At 69.7% G+C, this 17926-nt stretch carries 20 protein-coding genes and 3 pseudogenes; 12 read left to right on the forward strand and 11 right to left on the reverse strand.

The window, feature by feature from the left end:
• Positions 1-244: 244 nt before the first annotated feature.
• A pseudogene (locus tag ACIQMJ_RS08365) lies at positions 245-439 on the forward strand (integrase core domain-containing protein); the annotation flags it as partial.
• Positions 440-553: 114 nt separating this feature from the next.
• Positions 554-718, forward strand: coding sequence for a hypothetical protein (locus ACIQMJ_RS08370; protein ID WP_499760273.1), 165 nt, complete (start codon positions 554-556; stop codon positions 716-718).
• A gap of 137 nt (positions 719-855) precedes the next feature.
• Here ACIQMJ_RS08370 and ACIQMJ_RS08375 read toward each other — a convergent pair whose 3' ends face one another.
• Positions 856-2223 carry an oxygenase MpaB family protein gene (locus tag ACIQMJ_RS08375; RefSeq protein ID WP_499760274.1) on the reverse strand — a complete coding sequence of 456 codons (1368 nt, stop codon included), beginning with the start codon at positions 2221-2223 and terminating at the stop codon, positions 856-858.
• 303 nt (positions 2224-2526) lie between these two features.
• On the opposite strand from ACIQMJ_RS08375, the pseudogene ACIQMJ_RS08380 reads away from it, so the two are divergent.
• Positions 2527-2604 (forward strand): annotated as a pseudogene (locus ACIQMJ_RS08380) (hypothetical protein); the annotation flags it as partial.
• Positions 2605-2614: 10 nt separating this feature from the next.
• Here ACIQMJ_RS08380 and ACIQMJ_RS08385 read toward each other — a convergent pair.
• The 6 genes from ACIQMJ_RS08385 to ACIQMJ_RS08410 all read right to left on the reverse strand — a co-directional run bounded on the left by ACIQMJ_RS08385 (position 2615) and on the right by ACIQMJ_RS08410 (position 7018).
• A complete protein-coding gene (locus ACIQMJ_RS08385) occupies positions 2615-2851 on the reverse strand; it encodes a helix-turn-helix domain-containing protein (protein WP_499760275.1) in 237 nt (78 codons plus the stop codon).
• A gap of 91 nt (positions 2852-2942) precedes the next feature.
• Complete coding sequence (locus ACIQMJ_RS08390) at positions 2943-3863, reverse strand: alpha/beta hydrolase (RefSeq protein ID WP_499760276.1); 921 nt, start codon at positions 3861-3863, stop codon at positions 2943-2945.
• Complete coding sequence (locus ACIQMJ_RS08395) at positions 3860-4252, reverse strand: LuxR family transcriptional regulator (RefSeq protein WP_499760277.1); 393 nt, start codon at positions 4250-4252, stop codon at positions 3860-3862. Before ACIQMJ_RS08395 ends, ACIQMJ_RS08390 begins: the two co-directional genes overlap by 4 nt.
• Positions 4253-4331: 79 nt before the next feature.
• Entirely contained in the window at positions 4332-6152 is a 1821-nt protein-coding gene (locus ACIQMJ_RS08400) for an acyl-CoA dehydrogenase family protein (protein WP_499760278.1), read from the reverse strand.
• Positions 6136-6330 (reverse strand): hypothetical protein, encoded by a 195-nt coding sequence (locus tag ACIQMJ_RS08405; protein WP_499760279.1) that lies wholly within the window; start codon positions 6328-6330, stop codon positions 6136-6138. Before ACIQMJ_RS08405 ends, ACIQMJ_RS08400 begins: the two co-directional genes overlap by 17 nt.
• On the reverse strand, positions 6302-7018 hold the full coding sequence (locus ACIQMJ_RS08410; protein WP_499760280.1) for a hotdog family protein: 717 nt from the start codon (positions 7016-7018) through the stop codon (positions 6302-6304). The genes ACIQMJ_RS08405 and ACIQMJ_RS08410 overlap by 29 nt, the downstream gene beginning before the upstream one ends.
• Positions 7019-7226: 208 nt before the next feature.
• Between ACIQMJ_RS08410 and ACIQMJ_RS08415 the strand changes: the two genes are divergently transcribed.
• The 5 genes and pseudogenes from ACIQMJ_RS08415 to ACIQMJ_RS08435 all read left to right on the forward strand — a co-directional run.
• Positions 7227-8438 carry a PP2C family protein-serine/threonine phosphatase gene (locus ACIQMJ_RS08415; protein WP_499760281.1) on the forward strand — a complete coding sequence of 404 codons (1212 nt, stop codon included), beginning with the start codon at positions 7227-7229 and terminating at the stop codon, positions 8436-8438.
• Between the two features lie 301 nt (positions 8439-8739).
• Positions 8740-9204, forward strand: a complete 465-nt coding sequence (locus ACIQMJ_RS08420; protein WP_499760282.1) for an ATP-binding protein — start codon at positions 8740-8742, stop codon at positions 9202-9204.
• Between the two features lie 756 nt (positions 9205-9960).
• Positions 9961-10446, forward strand: coding sequence for a DUF2231 domain-containing protein (locus ACIQMJ_RS08425; RefSeq protein WP_499760283.1), 486 nt, complete (start codon positions 9961-9963; stop codon positions 10444-10446).
• A gap of 401 nt (positions 10447-10847) precedes the next feature.
• A complete protein-coding gene (locus ACIQMJ_RS08430; protein ID WP_499760284.1) occupies positions 10848-11018 on the forward strand; it encodes a hypothetical protein in 171 nt (56 codons plus the stop codon).
• Between the two features lie 46 nt (positions 11019-11064).
• Positions 11065-11426, forward strand: a pseudogene (locus ACIQMJ_RS08435) (transposase family protein); the annotation flags it as partial.
• A 302-nt stretch (positions 11427-11728) separates the two neighbouring features.
• Here the strand turns inward: ACIQMJ_RS08435 and ACIQMJ_RS08440 are convergent.
• Positions 11729-12259 (reverse strand): MarR family winged helix-turn-helix transcriptional regulator, encoded by a 531-nt coding sequence (locus tag ACIQMJ_RS08440; protein ID WP_499760285.1) that lies wholly within the window; start codon positions 12257-12259, stop codon positions 11729-11731.
• Positions 12260-12347: 88 nt separating this feature from the next.
• On the opposite strand from ACIQMJ_RS08440, the gene ACIQMJ_RS08445 reads away from it, so the two are divergent.
• The gene (locus ACIQMJ_RS08445) at positions 12348-13304 is read left to right on the forward strand and encodes an NmrA/HSCARG family protein (protein WP_499760286.1); all 957 of its coding nucleotides are present in this window, start codon (positions 12348-12350) and stop codon (positions 13302-13304) included.
• 367 nt (positions 13305-13671) lie between these two features.
• Here the strand turns inward: ACIQMJ_RS08445 and ACIQMJ_RS08450 are convergent, their stop codons facing one another.
• The gene (locus ACIQMJ_RS08450; protein WP_499761049.1) at positions 13672-14196 is read right to left on the reverse strand and encodes a transposase; all 525 of its coding nucleotides are present in this window, start codon (positions 14194-14196) and stop codon (positions 13672-13674) included.
• Between the two features lie 111 nt (positions 14197-14307).
• Between ACIQMJ_RS08450 and ACIQMJ_RS08455 the strand changes: the two genes are divergently transcribed.
• The gene (locus tag ACIQMJ_RS08455; protein ID WP_499760287.1) at positions 14308-14754 is read left to right on the forward strand and encodes a hypothetical protein; all 447 of its coding nucleotides are present in this window, start codon (positions 14308-14310) and stop codon (positions 14752-14754) included.
• A gap of 609 nt (positions 14755-15363) precedes the next feature.
• On the opposite strand, the gene ACIQMJ_RS08460 is transcribed toward ACIQMJ_RS08455, so the two are convergent.
• On the reverse strand, positions 15364-15801 hold the full coding sequence (locus ACIQMJ_RS08460) for a hypothetical protein (RefSeq protein ID WP_499760288.1): 438 nt from the start codon (positions 15799-15801) through the stop codon (positions 15364-15366).
• A 520-nt stretch (positions 15802-16321) separates the two neighbouring features.
• Between ACIQMJ_RS08460 and ACIQMJ_RS08465 the strand changes: the two genes are divergently transcribed.
• On the forward strand, positions 16322-16606 hold the full coding sequence (locus ACIQMJ_RS08465; protein ID WP_499760289.1) for a transposase: 285 nt from the start codon (positions 16322-16324) through the stop codon (positions 16604-16606).
• A gap of 548 nt (positions 16607-17154) precedes the next feature.
• Here ACIQMJ_RS08465 and ACIQMJ_RS08470 read toward each other — a convergent pair.
• Positions 17155-17289, reverse strand: a complete 135-nt coding sequence (locus ACIQMJ_RS08470) for a hypothetical protein (RefSeq protein ID WP_499760290.1) — start codon at positions 17287-17289, stop codon at positions 17155-17157.
• Positions 17290-17298: 9 nt separating this feature from the next.
• On the opposite strand from ACIQMJ_RS08470, the gene ACIQMJ_RS08475 reads away from it, so the two are divergent.
• Positions 17299-17862 carry a family 20 glycosylhydrolase gene (locus tag ACIQMJ_RS08475; protein ID WP_499760291.1) on the forward strand — a complete coding sequence of 188 codons (564 nt, stop codon included), beginning with the start codon at positions 17299-17301 and terminating at the stop codon, positions 17860-17862.
• Positions 17863-17926 lie beyond the last annotated feature (64 nt).

The following is a 17926-nucleotide window of genomic DNA, read 5'->3' on the forward strand; positions in this document are numbered from 1 at the left end:
CATCCCCGATCGACTACGAGAACACCCTCACCCCGACACCGGCTACGCTGACCTCAGCCGCATAACCCCGTGTCCAACATCCGGGGTGAAGTCCCGTGGTCGTGACGAGCAGTGTGCCGTCCGGGGCGAATTCCACGGCGTTGATCATGCTGTCGATGCCGCTGATCGTCGCGATCGGACTGCCGTCGAAGAAATCCCGTAGGTGCACGACCCCTTCGGTCCTCGACGGGAGGTCGACGGTCCCAATGCCTCCTTCAAACGCGAAACCCTCCAAGGCGCCCAGAGTTGGGGCAGTGCAAGGGAAGCACGCCTGACGGTGTTCGGCTGGGCACACCGCTACAACACCCGACGACGCCACTCCCACCTCGGCCAGATGTCCCCGATCGACTACGAGAACAGCCTGCTACCAACACCGGCTACGCTGACCCACGCCGCATAACCCCGTGTCCAACATCCGGGGTGAAGTCGCGACCTCCTTGCCCGCCGTCATGCAGCCGGATCCCGTCCCAAGCGTCCCGGCCGCCCACGAACCTTCCGCTCGATCCGCCTCCTGGTGCTGAGCCTGGCACACGAGAATCTGGGCTGGGGCTACCGCCGCATCCAGGGCGAGCTGCTCGTTCTCGGCATCACAGTCGCCGCCTCCACCGTCTGGCAGATCCTGTGGCCTGCACCGCGCGACGGAAAGCCCGCACCGACTGCGGACACGTCCGTCAGGTGATAGCCCGACCGGCCACGGGACTGCTGTGCAGCGCGTGCCGGTGCAGGCACCCGGACACGCGGGCGGCGAGCGCGGCGCTGGCCGGACGACAGCGAACGGCGTGCTCACCCACCTCGACCGTTCCAGGCCCGTGTGGGTCAGGTGCGGCCGAGGAGGGTGCGGGCGGCGGGCAGGTCGCGGTGGCCGGTGAGGAAGTGCTGGACGGCCGTCTCGAATTCGTCGCTGTTCAGGGTGCCGTCGGCGTTGTGGTCCAGGTCGTGCAGGGCGGCGATGAGTTCGTGGCGGCGGGGGCTGTGGTCGAGCAGGCGGCTGTACTCGACCTGGCGGACCTCGCCGTTGGCGTCGCGGTCGATCAGGTGGCGGATCGCGGCGGCGACGGCGCCGTAACCGCGTTCGGGGTCGGGTGGGCCGGGGTAGCGGTTCTCGGCGAGGGCCGTGCGGTAGGCGGCGAAGGTGACGGCGCCGTCGCGCGGGGTGCCGGTGGCGGTGAGCAGTTGCGACCACCAGGACTGGAAGGCGTCGTGGATGATGGTCTCGTCGTCCTCGTCGAGGTCGAGGTGGGAGCTGAGCTCACGCGCCATGGCCAGCAGGTCGCTCCACCGCAGCACGCCGTCCCCGGTCTGGTCCAAGACGGTGGTGAAGAACGACTCCGGGGTGAGCTCGACCCGGGACCGCGGGGTGGCGGCGGCCCTGATCGACGCGGAGGCCAGCGGCAGGTAGCGCCACGGCTTGGGCAGCAGGTCGGCGGCCAGGCGCGCCGCGTGGTGCACGCCGGTCACGAGCAGTTCCGCGCCGGGGACCACGGTCAGGCGCAGGCGTTGGCGGTAGGTCTCGGGCAGCGTGGCGACGGTGGCCTGGACGGCGGCGGAGACCAGCAGGTGCCGCAGCGGCGCCCAGACCAGCGCGGGGATCGGCAGGCCGGGCGGTGGCGGGACGCGGTGGATGCTGCCCGACAGCAGGTCGCGGACCGTCGCGTTGTCCTCCAGCACGTCGGCGACCGTGCGGTCGAAGTAGTCGCGGAACTCCTCGGGTGTGGCGGGCATGTCGTCCTCGGCCAGGCCGAAGACCCGTCCGAGACCTCGCCACTCGTCGTAGAAGCGGCCGGTCTCCTCGGCGGACAGGGGATCCCCTCCCAGCCGCTGCATGGTCAGCACCGAGTCGAACAGGGTCAGGTGCACCCACGCCCGCGCCGGCACGTCCGCGGCGGTGAACGCCCGGCCGTGGTCGTCGGTGCCCTGCATCCGGCGGTGCAGGCGCTCGAGCCGGGCCAGTTCGCGGCGTTGCTCCGACGCGCTGCCGTAGACGTAGGTCTGCAGGCTGTCCACCGTGCGGATCAACCGCCGCCACGGGTGGGCGTTGTAGACGGAGAAGCGGCTCACGGCGGCGCCGATCGCCGGATGGGCGGCCTGCAGCACCAGCGACCGGTGCATCACCAGCAGCAGCCGCCACTGCCCGAGTCGTTCCCACGTGGCCGATCCCGGTCCCAGCGGCACCTCGGCCGTCATCCGCCACCTCCGCACGGGTACCTGAACGGTCCCAAGCTAGCGGCACACGTCCACGACGAGGACACGTTCCGTGACAGGTTCACTGGATGTGATGGCCGAGGTTTGGCGCACGGTCCCCACGTCGACTTCCCGCGCACGACGTCCTCCTTCACCGAGGTGGGAAATCCAGACCCCACATGGCCCGGTGCCGCCGCCCGCAATCGCCCGGTGTGGTGACGTACCGGCGGCCGGGCCGCGGCAACAGGGTCACCAGGAGGAACTCCACGACGACCTGCACGTGCGGCTCACGCCGAGCAGCGCGACGTGCTCGACCACTGGTGGCGCATCGCCACCATCATCCGGTACGACCCGGCAGCCCACCGACGAATGCTCGCCCGCGTCGACCAGGCCCTCACCTACCAAACCCCGCCGCGGCTGCGGACATGGGACGAACTGCGAACGGGATCGACGGCGGACGGCCCGGCCGCGCCTCATCGGTCAGACCGTCCAGGCGGTGCTCGAGAAACCTCGTGCGCCACTTCGTCACCTTCGTGGGGTGAACCCTCGAACCCTCGGCGATCCGCTTGTCGGACAGGCCATCCGCGCACGCGAGCACGATCCGCACCGCAGTCCGATCCGCGTCATCCACCCACACCAGCTCTGATAGGCGGAGTTCCGGCGGGGAACACCAGCTGATCACCGTGCCGAACGGAGAACGCCGGGCCGTGCTCGTCGCCGGCTCACGGCCTCGGGTGGGGGACGTGTCGCCGGAGGAAGGCGACCTGGTCTTCGACAGCCGACTCGAACGTGGGGTTCTCGAAGCAGTCGAAGTGGCTTCCGGCGTAGCGGCGCAGTTGGCCGTGTGGTGCGCTTACCGCCGTGGCCGCCGCGTCGGCGGACGAGACGACCGCGTCTTGCAGCGCGATGCCGACGAGCAACGGAGTGGTCAACCGCGACGCGGAACTCCCCGGGCGGTACCGCAGCAACCCCAGCAGGCCCCGTGCTCTGATCTGGTTGCGCCACGCCGGCGCGTCTTGGGCCAGCCGGAGCAGCACCCGGCGGTCCGTGGTGTCGCGCACCAGTGCCGTGCGACCGGGTTCGCCGATCACCGGGATCATGACGGGTGACAACCCGAGTCGGCTCCGCGCGGCATCGAGCAACCCCGCGGTGAGCAGTCGCGCCGTTTCGAGCGGTCGCCGCAGCGCCACGTCGGAGGTCATGCCGACGAAGGGGGTCAGGGCGATGACCGCCACGATCCGGGCGTCGTCCGCGGCCACTTCCAGCACGTGTCCGCCGCCCAGGGAGACTCCCCACAGCACGATCCGCTCGGGATCGATGCCGGCAGTGGATCGCGCGCACCTGATCGCCGCCCGGTAGTCGTCGGCCTGGCGTCGCGGGTCGACCAGCAGGCGTGGCTTGCCGGTGCTGGATCCGAACCCCGCGTAGTCGAACGCCAGCACCGCCATCCCGTTCGAGGCGAACCGCTCGGCGTAAGCGGGCAGCCCGAGGTCGCGGGTGCCGCTGTAGCCGCTGGCCATCACGACGCAGGCGACGTCGCCCCTCTGCCGGTCCGGGAGGTAGAGGACCGCAGCGCAGACGGCGTCCCCTGACGCGAAGGTGACATCTCGGTGGTGCACCACGCCCGACTCCCCGTTGATCACGACTCCGGCGTGTCCGTTTTGATGCCGCACATGAGCGCGATCACGGCCTGCGTCCGGTCTGCCACGCCCAGCTTGCGGAAAATCGAGTGGAGGTGATTCTTGGCCGTTTGCTCCGAGATGTCCAGCGAACGCGCGATCATCCTGTTCGACATACCTTTCCGCAGCAAGTCGGCGACGTTCCTCTCACGCGGCGTCAACTTCTCGTAGCAAGTTTCGCAGACGAGGTCCGGATACTTCTCCCAACCTCGGACGAGGCGCCGGACGATCAGCTCTTCCACCTGTATGAGGAGCTTCACGGTCCGGTGCCGGTGGGCTCGCACGGAATGCAGCAGGTCCAGCAGGACCTGCTCATCGTCCGAACCGGATCCGCCGGACGAAGGTGAGACCACGGATCACCCCGCGAACGTCCCGATCCGAACCGCATGGAATCGATTCCCGCCTGCACTGCGGTGATGTCATCCTCTCACTTCACGTCCCGAGTCCGGAATCCTCCGTTCGAAGGTCCGGTGACGCCACGGCATCATGAGATGGAATACGGGCGGAAGAAGACAGCCCGAGCAACTCCTCGGGCACGTCGAGCAAATCGTGCAGTACCCGCAGGGCCGGTGCCACCCGTTCACAAAGCCCGTTGCTCGCCTCGTCGAGCCGGCGGACCTGGGCCACCGTGAGCAGCCCTTCGCAGAGGTAGAAGTCGGCATGCGCGGCCACCTCGTCCAAGGCGTGCATGGCGGCCAGCGCACGCCCGGCCTCGATCGCGACCGCCGGAAGGCTCTCGACCGAGTCGAGCACGGCTTCGACCAGGAGGCGCGCAACGTGGGCTTCCACGAGTTCCTTCCCTCCCAAGCTCCTGTTGTTCCAGGCGTCGAAGCCAGTCTGCCCTCGGCGACGAGCCAGCCGGAGGGCGTCGACCAGTCTTTCGTGCAGGACGCGTTCCCTGGCGCGGACGAGGACGAGCCACAGCGGCGGGGCGGACAAGTCCGCGTCGTCGGTTCGCCCCTCCTCCGGAAGCGGAGGGGCGTAGTGGTCGCCGGCCGCCATGGCACGCGCGGCCTCCAGCGTGATGAGGTAGCTGTCCCCTGCCGCGGGCCCGAGCATGTGCGCCATGCCCTGGTAGTCGACCCACCGGCCCGAGGTGAACGCGCCATGAGCTCCGCACCGCAGGCCGCACGTGGTGATCACCCGCTCGGCCACCTCGTTGGCCACTGCCTTGACCAGGCCGTACGTGCGGTTCAGCCCGGGGCCCGGCAGCCAGGCGGAGCCCTCCACGTCGACCGGCAGGCCGGCCGCCGATCTGACGCGCGCGGTTTTGACGCGATCGACCAGGCAGGTCAGCGCGTACGTCGTGGACAGGGCGCCGAAGAGAGGGCGTTGCTGCGCTCGGTGGTCCAGCACGGGCCGCTCCGAGGTGAACGGGGACACCGTCACACGTGTCTGCGCGTACCGCAGCGCGGTGACCACGCCCACCCTGGTGACCGCGGCCAGCGCCGCTGCCGACGCGATCCAGGCGTTGTGCCGGATGTCCAGCGAGCGCCGGAGACGGCGCTCGGGGTGCTCAAGGGGGTCGTGCAGCGTCCCGTCGGCGTCGAGGCGGGTGTCGTCCGACAACAGCGCCGTGCGGGGTAGCCGGAGGCTGTCGAACTCGATCAACGCGTAGTCCAAGGGGAGCATGGGCGCCTCCGGCAACGCGGTCACCCGGACGCCGGGCGCGAGGCCGTCCGCGGTGCGGATCCGCGCCACGAACGGGAAGACGCCGTGATCACGGCCCCGCACCCGCAGTCTGGCGTACACGACGCCGGTCTTGGGTGCTCCGGCGAGCCCGACGTTGGGCATGAACTTCCGCGCCGCGCTGTCGGGTGTGCGCAGCACGAACTGCTCGGTGGTGGCGTCGTAGTCGGCCACGGTGCGGATGCCCAGGTGGCTGTTGCCCCGCCCGGCTTCGGTCACCAGCAGGGCGCCGAAGGCCGACATGTCGTCGAGTTCACGGACGTGGTTCTGCGCGCCGTCGCCCCCGAACTCGACCAGGGCACCCAGGCTGAGGCACACGTGCAGCGTCAGGGCCAGGAACACCGGCGGGTCGGCGACGGCGGTCCACTCCAACGCGGTGAACAGGCGGGGCAGGTCCCGCAGCAGAGCGCTGCCCGGGGGCAGGTGCTCGCCGACGACGCGCAGCCGGGTGTAGGTCAGCTCGCAGCGCTGCCGGTAGTCCAGGCCGCTCCGAGGCTGGAACGCCTCGTGCCGGAACAGCTCGGCCAAGAGACCGCGGAAGTCGTCGTCAACCGGTGACACCATGCAGCTCCTTGCCTCGTGGCGCGGTGTCGACGGCCCGCACACCGGTCAGGGCCACCAAGGGGGTGCCGTCGGGCGCGAGGGCCGTGGCACCGTCGGCGTCGGCGACGGTGACGCCGGTGCCGTGTCGCGCCAGCAGTTCGACGTCGTTGTCACCGGTGAAGAGGGCTACCCGCTCCACCGCCGTCGGTATCGGCAGGTGGTCGTGGTCGGGCGGGCGGGCGGGCGGCGATGAGCGAGCACTGGACCAGCGCGTCGATCAGCAGCACCGGCAGGTGCAGGCCGGCGAGCCGTTCGGTCCAGCTGTCCAGGTGCGGGCGGAACGATGCCGAGGCCCGTCCTTCGCCCGCGCGTACACCTGCCAGGCAGGCGAACGGTCCGTCGAGCGCCACCGGCCCGGTGGGGGCGTAGCGGAAATCAACCTCGGGCAACTCTCCGGCCAGGCGGTGGTGGGCCGCCTCCGGCACGGGGCGTCGTCCATCGAAGAGCACGACCGCCTCGGCGTGCGGGCGGTCGCGCCGGACCACGCGGCCGTCCGGCACGACGAGGTCGCCCAGCACGCTGATCCGCGTCGCACGGCCCACGTCTTCGGACACGTCGACGTGGTAGGACCGGTCCGGTTGCCCGAAGAGCCTGATCGGCGCGTGGAAGACCAGTCCCGCCACCTCGACCGGCGTGTCGTCGCGCCCGTCGCGCAGAGCGGCCGCCACCGCGAGTTCGGCGATCCACGCACCGGGCAGGGTCGGCAGACCGTGCAGCCGGTGGTGGTGCAGGTAGCCGTCGAGTTCGAGCTGCGGGCGCCAGACCAGTCGCCGGCCGTCGGCGGAGGGCTCCAGTTCTACGGTGTGCCGGCGGTTGGTCGCGAGCAAGCGCTTCTCCGCGGCGCCTAGGCAGGTCACCTCCGGATCGGGCAGTCCCCGGCGCAGCTCGCCTCGACGCCGTACCGCTCGCCCTCCCCTGGAGTGCGTTTCCCGTGGGCTGCGCCATCGGCGGGCGACCGCCGCGCTGGAGAGCTGCGTACCGCGTCCGGACGATGTGATCTGTGGTTGGGTGGGCTCCGAGTGGTCGGAGGTTGCCATGGACGGTGGCGTGTTGGGATCGGGTGACGTGCTGGCGGCGGCCGAAAGCGCACCGCCGGTGGAGTCGGTCGAGGTGGTCGCCCGCGACCTGGCGAAGCGGTTCGAGGCGTTCGACGTGTCGTTCCTGCTGGTGGACCTGGTCGACGAACGGCTGGTGCGGTTGACGTCGACCACGCAGGGCCTCAGCGGAGACAGCGCGGACAGCGTCAGCCTGCGGGGCAGTGCCTACGAGGAGGTGCTGCGCACCCAGCGGCCGTGGCAGGAGCAGGACGGCGACGGGGTGCGGGTGGTGCTGCCGGTGACCAACCGCGGCGACTGCGTCGGCGTGCTGGAGGTGACCGTGCCTTCACTGGACGAGGGCAAGCTGGCGCAATTGGGGGAGGCCGCGCACGCGCTGGCCTACGTCATCGTCACCGACCGCCGGTTCACCGACCTCTACCACACCGGCCGTCGCACCACCACGATGAGCCTGGCCGCCGAGATCCAGCACCAACTGCTGCCCACGGCGTCCTGCTGTGAAGCCGCCCAGTTCACCGTCGCAGGCGCCTTGGTACCCGCCGACGACATCGGCGGCGACACCTACGACTACACCCTGGACCACGACACCCTCCACCTGTCGATGACCGACGCCGTCGGTCATGACGTGGCCTCGGCGCTGACCGCGACCCTGCTGGTCGGCGCGCTGCGCAGGGCCCGCCGAGCAGGCCACGACCTCGCCGAGCAGGCACGGCAGGCCAACCAGGCACTGCTCGACCACAGCGGGGGATCGCTGGCGACGGGGTTGCTGCTGCGCGTGGACCTGCACGAAGGCCGGGTCGACCTGGTCAACGCCGGTCATCCCGCACCGCTGCTGCTGCGCGACGGCGTGGTGCGACCGGTCGAACTGGAGATCGACCTGCTCTTCGGCGTCCTGCCGCACCGGTACCGGGTGCAGCGGCTCGACCTGCGCCCCGGTGACCGGCTGTTGCTCGTCACCGACGGCACATTCGAACGCGACGCCGCCGACGCCGACCTGCCGGCGCTGCTCCGCGACACCCAGGAACTCCACATCAGAGAGGTGGTGCGGGCGATGACCAGGGCCGTGCGCCACGCCTGCGGCGACCACCTCCAGGACGACGCCACCGTGCTCTGCCTGGACTGGCACGGGACCAACCGGACCGAACGCCACGCCGACAACGGCGCCGACCCGGACACCGCCTCACCCGCTTGAAGCTTCGCGCGATCGAGCAAGGCCGCCAAGCCCGCATCAACCGCCAACGAGTGACATCGGGACGACCCGCTCGCGCCTCGGCCCTCCTCCTTGCCGTCGACGCCCTCCCGGAACCTGTCGACGACACGGGCGGACACGAGGGTCCACGAGCGGTTGCGAACACCTGTTCGCATGACACCCGAGTTCGATGGTGAACCGATTGGCCCCACCGCGTATGGGTTGCACAGGTTTCGGGGAACCCCATCCGATGAACGATGCCCGTTCGAACCTCACCGCAGGAGACACTCCGACCACGGACAGCGTGACCGGGTCACGTGACGCGGCGACGATCCCGCACGACCAGCGCAGCGCTGACGGTCAGGCCGACGCCGGCCGGACCACAGGCCAGGTTGCGGTCGACACCCCGGTGCACTGCGACGACCTCGCCACCGTGCGCGACCGTATCGGCGAGGTACTGCACGCGTGTGACGAGGACTTCATCGTGGACGTGCAGCTGGTGGCTACGGAGCTGGCGTCCAACGCCTGCGACCACGCCGACCACCCCCGACACCTGCTGCTTCGCCGGGAAGTCCACCCCGACCGCGGACCCGAACTCGTCGTCGAGGCCCGCGACGCCACCCCCGACCGCACCCCGGTCGTCGGCTCCTCCAGCATCAGCCCTGAAAGGGGCAACGGCATGAAGATGGTCGAGACGATCTGCAACGACTGGGGCGTCCGCCACGAGGACCGCGGCAAAGTCGTCTGGGGCCGCATCCCCATCCCCTGAACGGTTCACACCTCACGCCCCCCGTGCCGCTACCGGTTCCCCTAAGCAGCCGCCCACCAGTCGACCAGGACACGCCCGAACCGCCGCCCTTCCACCGCCGTCAAGGTGACCAGGCAGGCTTCAGGCCGCCCGAGCCGTTCCGGCGCTTCCACCGGGTGCGCTCGACGGAGGTCCGCTCCCACGAGGGCAGCGGCGGGCGGTGGACACCGTGGACATCGGCCGCACGGCGGACGGTCACGATGCGGAGAGGACTCCCCCACGACCGATGAGCTGACCACCACGCTGCTCGGACACCCGGGCGGCACCACCGACCTCGTCGTCCGGGGAGAGATCGACTTCGCCACCGCGCCCCAACCTCCGGCAGGCGCTGACCGACGCCGCCACCTCGGGCGCGACCGCACTCGTGGTCGACCTCCGCGAGATCACCCACCTCGACAGCGCAGGCATCGACCTCCTCTTCGAACACGCCCGACACGTCCGGCTCACCGTCGCGCGCAGCAGGCACCTCTGTCGCGTGCCGCAGATCAGCGGCCTGGTCGGCGTCGCGCCGAACGGACCGCTCAGGTCGTTCGCCGCGGCGGCGCTCCCGTCGAGCCATCGGCGGACGCCGACCCACCGTCCGGTGTCGCGGTCCCGCGACTTGGTCACGGGCCGAAGTCAGGTGTCACCCGGTCGGGCCTTGTTCCACCTTAGATGGACTGAAACCGCGAGCGACGGGAAGCCGTGTGACGAACCGTTCCGAGGAGGTGGGCGACCGTGCGCCACGGTGTCCGGATCGCGCGCTGTGCCGCACAGCCGATCCTCGTCATCTCACCTCCCGGCCTGCTGACCACCGCCGTCGGGTTCGACCTGCTGCGCATCCTCACCCACCGCACCGGATTCGACGCGACCGCGGCCCACCTCATCGCCGCCGGAGTGGTGATGGGAATCCTCAGCACAGCGGCGGCGTGGATCGAGTGGTCCGTGTCCACCCCGCCCCGCAGCCCCGTTCGACAGGTCGGCCGGCTCCAAGCCCTCACCAACGTCGTCATGCTGACGCTGTTCGCGAGCAGCTGGCTGCTCAGGGCCGAGCAGCCCGCCTGGCAGGCCACCGGCCCCGCGCTCGCCCTCGCCTCCACCGGGGTCCTGGTCGGCGCGATCGGCGGCTGGCTGAGCGGTGAGCTCGTCGAGCGGCTCGGCGCCGCGGCGCACAGCCGAGCCAACCTGCCCAAACCCATCATGAAACCGGCCTACCGAGGCTGACCACCCCACGAGTGCGCCCAACCGCCCCTCCCGAACCACGCAGGTCGGCCCACGACACGACACGGTGCCGAGGTAAAGAAGCGCACATCGAGACCGTGGACGTCGAAAGCTCCCCCACTGGTCGAATGACTGCCGACGGGAACACCGGCCCTGATCGAACCGCCGGAACACCGATCACCCGGACTGCCGGCGACGCCGCCCCACGGCGGCAGGCGGGCGGGACCGAACCGGCGCAATGCCAATTTCGTCGACCGGACGCGGGCGGGTGCTGTGGTGACCATGACGGCGCCGACAACCGGAACGCCCCATGCACCCAGTGCGCACCCATCCGCCGCCGACACACCCTGGGCCTGACCCGTTTTGACGGACATCCGAGATCAGGGGACGCGGGTCCCCGGAAGGTGGTCGGCTGGGCCACCGCGGACCACCTGCGCACCGACCTCGTCGCCCAGGCCCTGGACAACGCCGTGCGCCACCGCCGCCCCGATCCCGGGGTGATCTTCCACGCCGACAAGGGCTGCCAATACCCCCCGCCTACGAAGCCACCCGGCACCACCCGGTGGACCGGGTAGCCTGACCACACCCGTCGACCCTGTCCGTCAAAACGGGTCAACCCCACCCGACGGCACGATCCTGTGGGTGTCAGGCCAACTGCCGGGCAGCACCCATGACACCGCGGCCGCCCGGATCTGGAACATCCTCGCCGCGCTGCGCGACGCCGGACCGATCGCCTTGGCCGACAAGAGCTACCACGGCTACGACCAGACCGGCCACCAGGTGATCACCCCGTACAAGGGAACAAACCCGAGTCCCAGGAGGAAGCCAACCGCGCCCATGCCCGCCTACGCGGTCCTGGCGAACGTGCCAACGCCCAACTCAAGACCTGGCGCATCCTCCGCAAGCTCCGCTGCTGCCCCCGCCGCGCCGGTCGACTGGCCAAAGCCATCCACGTGCTACAGAACTACGAGGTCACCGCCGGGCAAAAAGGGCTCAGTGCATGGTCAACGCCGCTCACGCGGCCCAGCGCACACCGGGCGAGCGGGCCGGCGCCGCGCTCAAGAGCTGGAGGTTTCTGCGCGAGCAGCGCTGTGGCTCGCGCCGGGCCACTGCACTCGTGCAGACCGTCCAGGTACTCATCCTCGCTGGTTGAGCCCCACTGAACGGGCTCGCTGTGGCCCGGGTTCCACGAGCGGCGGCCGCAGCGCCAGGAGTCGGAGCACGATCCGTCGTGGTCCAGCGTGCTGGGCTCAGCATGGAGATCCGCGCTGTCGACCGGGTTCGCTCAGCTGTCGATGTCCTCGGTGGGTGAGTCGCCCTGCTCCTCAGGTGCGTCCGTCCGCAGGGAGCAGTCGCCGGCCTGGTGGACGTCAAGGCCGCTGAGGATCTTCCGGGTGATGGCGTCGAGGGCCGACTGTCCGTCCTGGCCCAAGGGCTCGAAGAACAGTGACTGGACAGCTCGGATGTGCGCGGGGGCAGCCGCGGCAATGAGAGCGAAGCCCTCTTCGGTCAGGACGACGTCGGGGTAGCGGGTGTGTGCCGAGGTCACGCGGCTGATCAGGCCGCGCTTACCGGTCCGGGCCAGTTGGTGGGACAGGCGGCTCGGCTCCCAGCCGGTGCTCTCGGCGAGGGTGGCTACCGGCAAACGGCGTCCAGGGGCTTCGGAGAGGCGCGCGAGCAGCTCGTACTCGGGTACCGACATGCCGCACTCGCGCTGAAGGTGCTGGCGCAGGTGGCGGTCGAGTTCTCGGACCATCCTCAGGTAGCCCCGCCACGTGTCCTGCTGGGTGTCGTCGAGCGAGGGGTCAGCAACCATGGCGATCAGTCTACAAGCGGGATTGACACGTCAAGCAGAACCTGTCTACCGTCTAGCTTGACACATCAACCTAGAGAAGTGGGCCACGATGGGCGAGAAGCGCATCATCACCGTGCTGGGTGCGACGGGGAGTCAGGGCGGCAGCGTCGTGCGCGCGATCGCGGCTGATCCCACCGGTGGGTTCGTCGCCCGCGCGGTGACCCGGAACAAGGAGAAGGCCGAGGAGCTCCTCGCCTTGGGGATCGAGGTCGTCGAGGCTGATCTGGACGACGAGGCAAGCCTGCGTCGTGCTTTCGACGGCGCCCACGGTGCGTTCGTGGTAACGAACTGGTGGGAGCCGCCGACCGCGGATTCGGCCTGGAACTCCCGGACCGAACGTGAACAAGGACAGGCCGGGAACGCAGCCCGCGCGGCCGCCGCGACCGGCCTGCGGCACGTCGTCTGGTCCACGCTGGCTGACACTCGGCCCTACCTGCCGGACGCTCCCCGCCAGGAAGCCGGTTACACCGTGCCGCACGCCGACGGCAAGGCCGAGGCGAACGCGTTCTTCCTCGACGCGGGTGTCCCCACCACTTTCGTCACCGCACCGATGTACTACGAGTCCCTGTTCACCTTCAACGCCCCGCGGCGCGCCGAAGACGGCACCATCGTGCTGGCGATGCCGATCGGCTCCGCCCAGGTGGTCAGTGGCACCGTCGAGGACGTCGGGCACACCGTGTACGCGATCTTCCGCAGGGGCGACACCCTCGTCGGCCGCACGGTGCCCATCGCGAGTGACCTGTGCGCCGGAGAGGACTTCGCCGCCGGAATTGCCGAGGCGCTCGGCGAACCCGTGCGCTATGTCCCGGTTGACCCGGCCGCACTGGCCCACTCGGGCATGCCCGACGCCGGCGAAGTGGCCAACATGTTCCAGTACTTCATCAATGCCGAGAAGGACCTGACACAGATCGACTTCGACTGGCTGCGGGACCTCAACCCGGGACTACAGCCGTTCAGCACCTGGGCGTCCGCCAACCGGGACCGCTTCCGGGCACTGAGCCTGTGATACCCGAGGAATACCCGTGAAGAGCCTGGGTGTGGATCTCCACGCACAGCGGGAGAGCACGCCGTCGTCGGCTGCGACCGCAGCGCGCGGTGACTGCCGGTAGCAGTCACGTGGGGCCAGGAGACACCACTTCCTGACCGGCCGACACGGTGAGCGTCTCCACCAGTCTCACGAGATGGTTCTGTGGTTGGTGGACGCGTTCAGGGCAGAGCGATGGACAAGCACACGGAGCCCCTGGTGGCGAGCGCTGATCTCGATGATCGCGATCCCACCAGGGGCTTCTGCACCTTCCCGCCACCGCCACGTGCACCCCTGTTGCCCCTGGGCCACTGTTGCTCGGGAGGTGGGAAAAGGGCTGAGTGACTTGTCACGCAGCCTTGGTCGGGTGATGGGTCCAGGAGGGTGAGTCGGTGGCGAAGCCGGTCTTGGGTTCGGCTCGGGCGTTGCGCCGGTGGGTGAACGAGGTGATGGCGGCGTTCTGTTGGGCGTGGCTGCGGTGGTCGGTGCTGTTGAAGGCGAAGTAGCGCAGGGCGGCGAACTCGGCCTCGATCCAGCTGGAGCAGCTGGAGCAGGTCGGCGGGAACACCGGTTCGGCGTCGTTGTCGGCGGCCCACTCGCCGACATCGGGGTGTCGATGTGGGGAGGAGTTGTCCATGACCAGGTAGAGCCGCTGGTCGGGCCACCCGGCGTGCAGGGCCTTGAGCAGGTCGAGGAACTCGCGGTGGCGTTTGCGGCGCCGGATCCGGTAGTGGGTCTTCCCCGTGGCGAGGTCGAGTGCGGCGAGCACGTGCACCACCCCGTGACGCCGGTTGTAGGTCGCCCGCAATCCGCGCGGACGGGTCGTCCGCAGAGGTCGAGGCTGCGATGTCGGCGAAGTGGCAGCTGGGTGAATGCCTGCCGGAGCGTCGACCGATACGCTGGATGAGCACCGCCACCGTTCACCCGACCAGGGGAGCTTTCATTGGCGCGCCTGCGTTTTCTCGCTCACGCCACCGGTGCCGTGGTGCTGACGGCCGTCTTGTCCGCCGCCGTCCTCACCGGTACCGCCAGTGCGTGCAGTTGTCTGCCCTATGACACCGAACCACAGCGCTACGCACGGGCCGACCACGTGTTCAGCGGCTACGTGTCCGCGTCCACCGTCCTGGAGCGCGGCAAGCCCGACTACGTCTGGGACGACCTGCGCGCGTACACCGTGCAGGTCGACCAGGAGTACAAGGGCGACGTGCCGGCCACCGTGACCGTGACGACCAACTACGCCGGGTCCATGTGCGGGCTCTCGCTCTACGTCGGCGAGTCGTACCTGGTGTTCGCGTTCGGCGACTCCGCCGACGGCGAGGTGTCGTCCCACTACTGCTCCGGCACCCGCCCGGCAAACGCCGGCCCACCCGTGACGACCACGGCGATGGCCGCCCCAGCCGCGGCATCCGCCTGCACCGCCGCCGCTGCCTGACCGCCCCCGGACCGGGTGTGGGTGGCCGCCACCACCTACACCCGGACATCGTGTCGCAGTGCCTCGGTGACATCGGTTCACCGCTGACGGCGACCTCGACCCCGTCGTCGAGCGCGGAGCACCGCGTGCCGGGCCCCGGTGACCAGATGTCGCTCCCGTCGGGCTCGCACGCGGCCGTGCCGGGCGGCGTGGCACCCGCAGCCGGACGACGGACCGTGGACGTGCTCGTCGCCCTCGAACATGCGCCGTCGATCGGGTTTGAGCAGTGGGACACGGATGCGTTCGCAGATCGGCATCCGCGGTGTGCGGACGGCGGGCAGGCCGAGGTCGTCGACCGCCCAGAGCGCTTCGCGGTCGATGACCGACCCGGCGCATTCGGGCGGCAGGACGGTACGGCGGAGTTCGCTCATGTTTCCGTGGACTCCAGTGCTCGTGCAGGAGGCGTGGTGCATCGCCTCGGGACCAGTGGTGTGCGGCCCGGCTCCGATCACGCGGTGCGGGCTTCGAGCGGCACGGCGGAGGGCGGCGGGAACGAGCCCGCGGAGACCTCTCCGGCAATCACTGGTCACTGCTGCATGTCGGCCATGATGTCCAGCCCACCGACCGCCGTCAACGGGCTTTCGGGGAAGCCCCCGGCTCGACCGGTCGGGTCAACCCGCGCCGGACCCGGAAGAGCGCGGCTTCCGTCGTGCGCCCGTTGGCCTGGATGTCGGTGATGAAGGTCGACAGGTTCCCGAACCACGGTCGGTGGATGACGTCGCGCGCGTCGTCGACGTAGAGGTGGGAGTCCGACTCGAAGGTCACGTACAGCGAGCCGGCGGCGTTGACGATGCCCTCGGACATCGACGGGGCGTAGGTGAAGCGGTCGCCGGCGAAGCCCTCGCCGCGCTCCCGGGCGGTGATGCGGCTCCAGCAGTCGCGGTCCCAGCTCTGGGAGAAGACGAAGTAGTCGGGGGTGACGACCAGCCCCTGGACGTTGCCCGGAATCCCGATGCCGGCGCCCCACTGGTCGGTGCTCGGGGTGGGGTTGCCCGACGTCGGGTTCATCGGCCAGGTGTACGGCCTGCCGCGGTCGGTGTATTCCTTGTCGTTGGTGTGGCTGCCGAAGTAGCGCTCGTTGTCGTGGATGGTACGAAGGCCCCGGAGCGCTCGGCAACGTCTCCATGTCGCGCTGCGGAAGGGTCTCGCCGTGGCCGGTGGTGGCGATGTCGGCAAGCCGGTACTTGCGCAGCAGCGTGGTTCCGGTGCTGCCGGTGTCGATGGGGTAGAGCCAGTCGCGCCAGGCCACGACGCCGCCGACGCCCGTTGATCTTGACGGCCTTGAGGTGCCTGCCTTCGCCGCCGTGCACCGCGAAGCGGCTGTTCGCCGGGTCGGAGTCGTCGTAGTAGCTGACGAAGAAGCGGGTGCCGTGCCCGTCACCGGGCCAGTACGCGATCCCCTGGGGCACGTGGGTGTCCCGCAGGGTCGGCAGGAAGTCGGTCTTCGGACTGGCCAGGTAGTTGGTGATCCTCACCCCGTTTGACGGAGGCGGGTTGCCGGAGTTCCGGCTACTGGAGCGATCCTGGTGTGTCGGAGTTCGTACTCGATCGGTGTGAGTACCCCGACGAGTTGAGGACCCGTGTTGTCCGGTTGTACCGGGCGTCCGACCCCAAGCCGGTGATCAAGCGCTTGGCCGAACAGTGGGGCGTGCACCCCGAGGCATTGCGCAACGGGATCCGGCAGGACGAGGCCGATCGCGGCGAGTGGGACGACAGGCCCACCGCGACAGCGAACCGGGACTCAGCGCTCCCTCGCCGGGCCGATGACACCCGCAACGACAACCCCTCTGACGCAGGGGCATCAACGCCCTGATGGAGAACATCTTCTCCGCGCTGAAGATCGAGCTGGTTGACCGGCGATCCTGGGCGCACCCGTGACGAGGCCGAGAACGAGCTCTTCCTCTATATCGACGGATCCACGCATCCAGAAGGACCTCGGCTGGCTCAGCCCCGACGACTACCATCCCGCCGCCACTCGCCCGACCCAGGTAAACCGCCTCGAGTCATCGGGAATTCCTCACCGCGCTTGTGCCGGGGACCGAGCTGCCTCGACCTGTTGCAGAGCGGGGCTCTCACCTTCACCATCCTCTGGAACACCGGCCAGGTCTCGACGATCTCCTCCAACTACACCGTCGCGGCGCAGTCCTGTGCCCCGGCGGCGACACCGCTGCCACGCAGACGTTCCGTCGCAGGCACCAGCAACGGGTGTGGCACGCAGGCGAAGAACGACAACCGTGCCAGGGCCTCGGCATGAGGGAGGACGACGTGGTCCAGCCAGTCGGCGAGTCGTTCCCACCCGAATTCGGCCTTGGTGTTGGTGCACGTGATCGGTGATGCCGATCCCATGCTGTCCTCCCTGTCTCACTCGAGGTTGGTGTGGCGGGCGAACATGTCTTCGGCGGACACCCTGGTCGCTCGCCGCATGACCATGACGAGGCAGTCGAAGAAGACGAACGCGGCCTGTTCGAACAGGGTGCCCACGAATTGGGTCGACACCGACGGTTCGTGCTGCAGTACTGGATCGGCCCGGACAACTCCTTCGACACCGACCGGCTCAAGGACCGGGCACCTGCCGAGCTGCACGCCGTGATCGAGGACGCCGGCCGGATGTTCGCCCTCGCCCCGCAGGACGTGCCGTCGACGACCGAGGCGGGCGTCGCGGTACTCGTCTCCTCGAACACGATGCTCTACCTCGACCGTCCCTACGCGGACCCCGCGGCCGACGACGACTCGGAGCGACGGCGGCAACGCGCCGGGCACGCGGACTACGAGGCGCGCAGCCCCGAGCAGGCGTTCGACTGGCATCCGGGCACCCTGCCCGAGATCGCGGCGGCCGGAGCGCGGGTCGCCGGTGTCGAGGCGGCGATCTGGTGCGAGACGGTCGACTCGTTCGACGACCTGGCGTTCCTGCTGCTGCCGCGCCTCGCGGGTGCCGCGGAGAAGGCATGGACCAGGCAGGTCACCGACTGGCACGACCACGCGTCACGCCTCGCGCCGCACGTCGGCACGTGGAGCGCCATGGGTTTCCACGCCGCGTACCGGCCGGCCACTCGATTCCCCTCTCGGTAGCCGCGGACCACCGCGAGAACCGGTCCCGGCGGCGTGACGTCCTCGACGACGTCCACCCCGCGCC

Source organism: Actinosynnema sp. NPDC091369, assembly GCF_044757065.1.
Classification (GTDB): domain Bacteria; phylum Actinomycetota; class Actinomycetes; order Mycobacteriales; family Pseudonocardiaceae; genus Actinosynnema.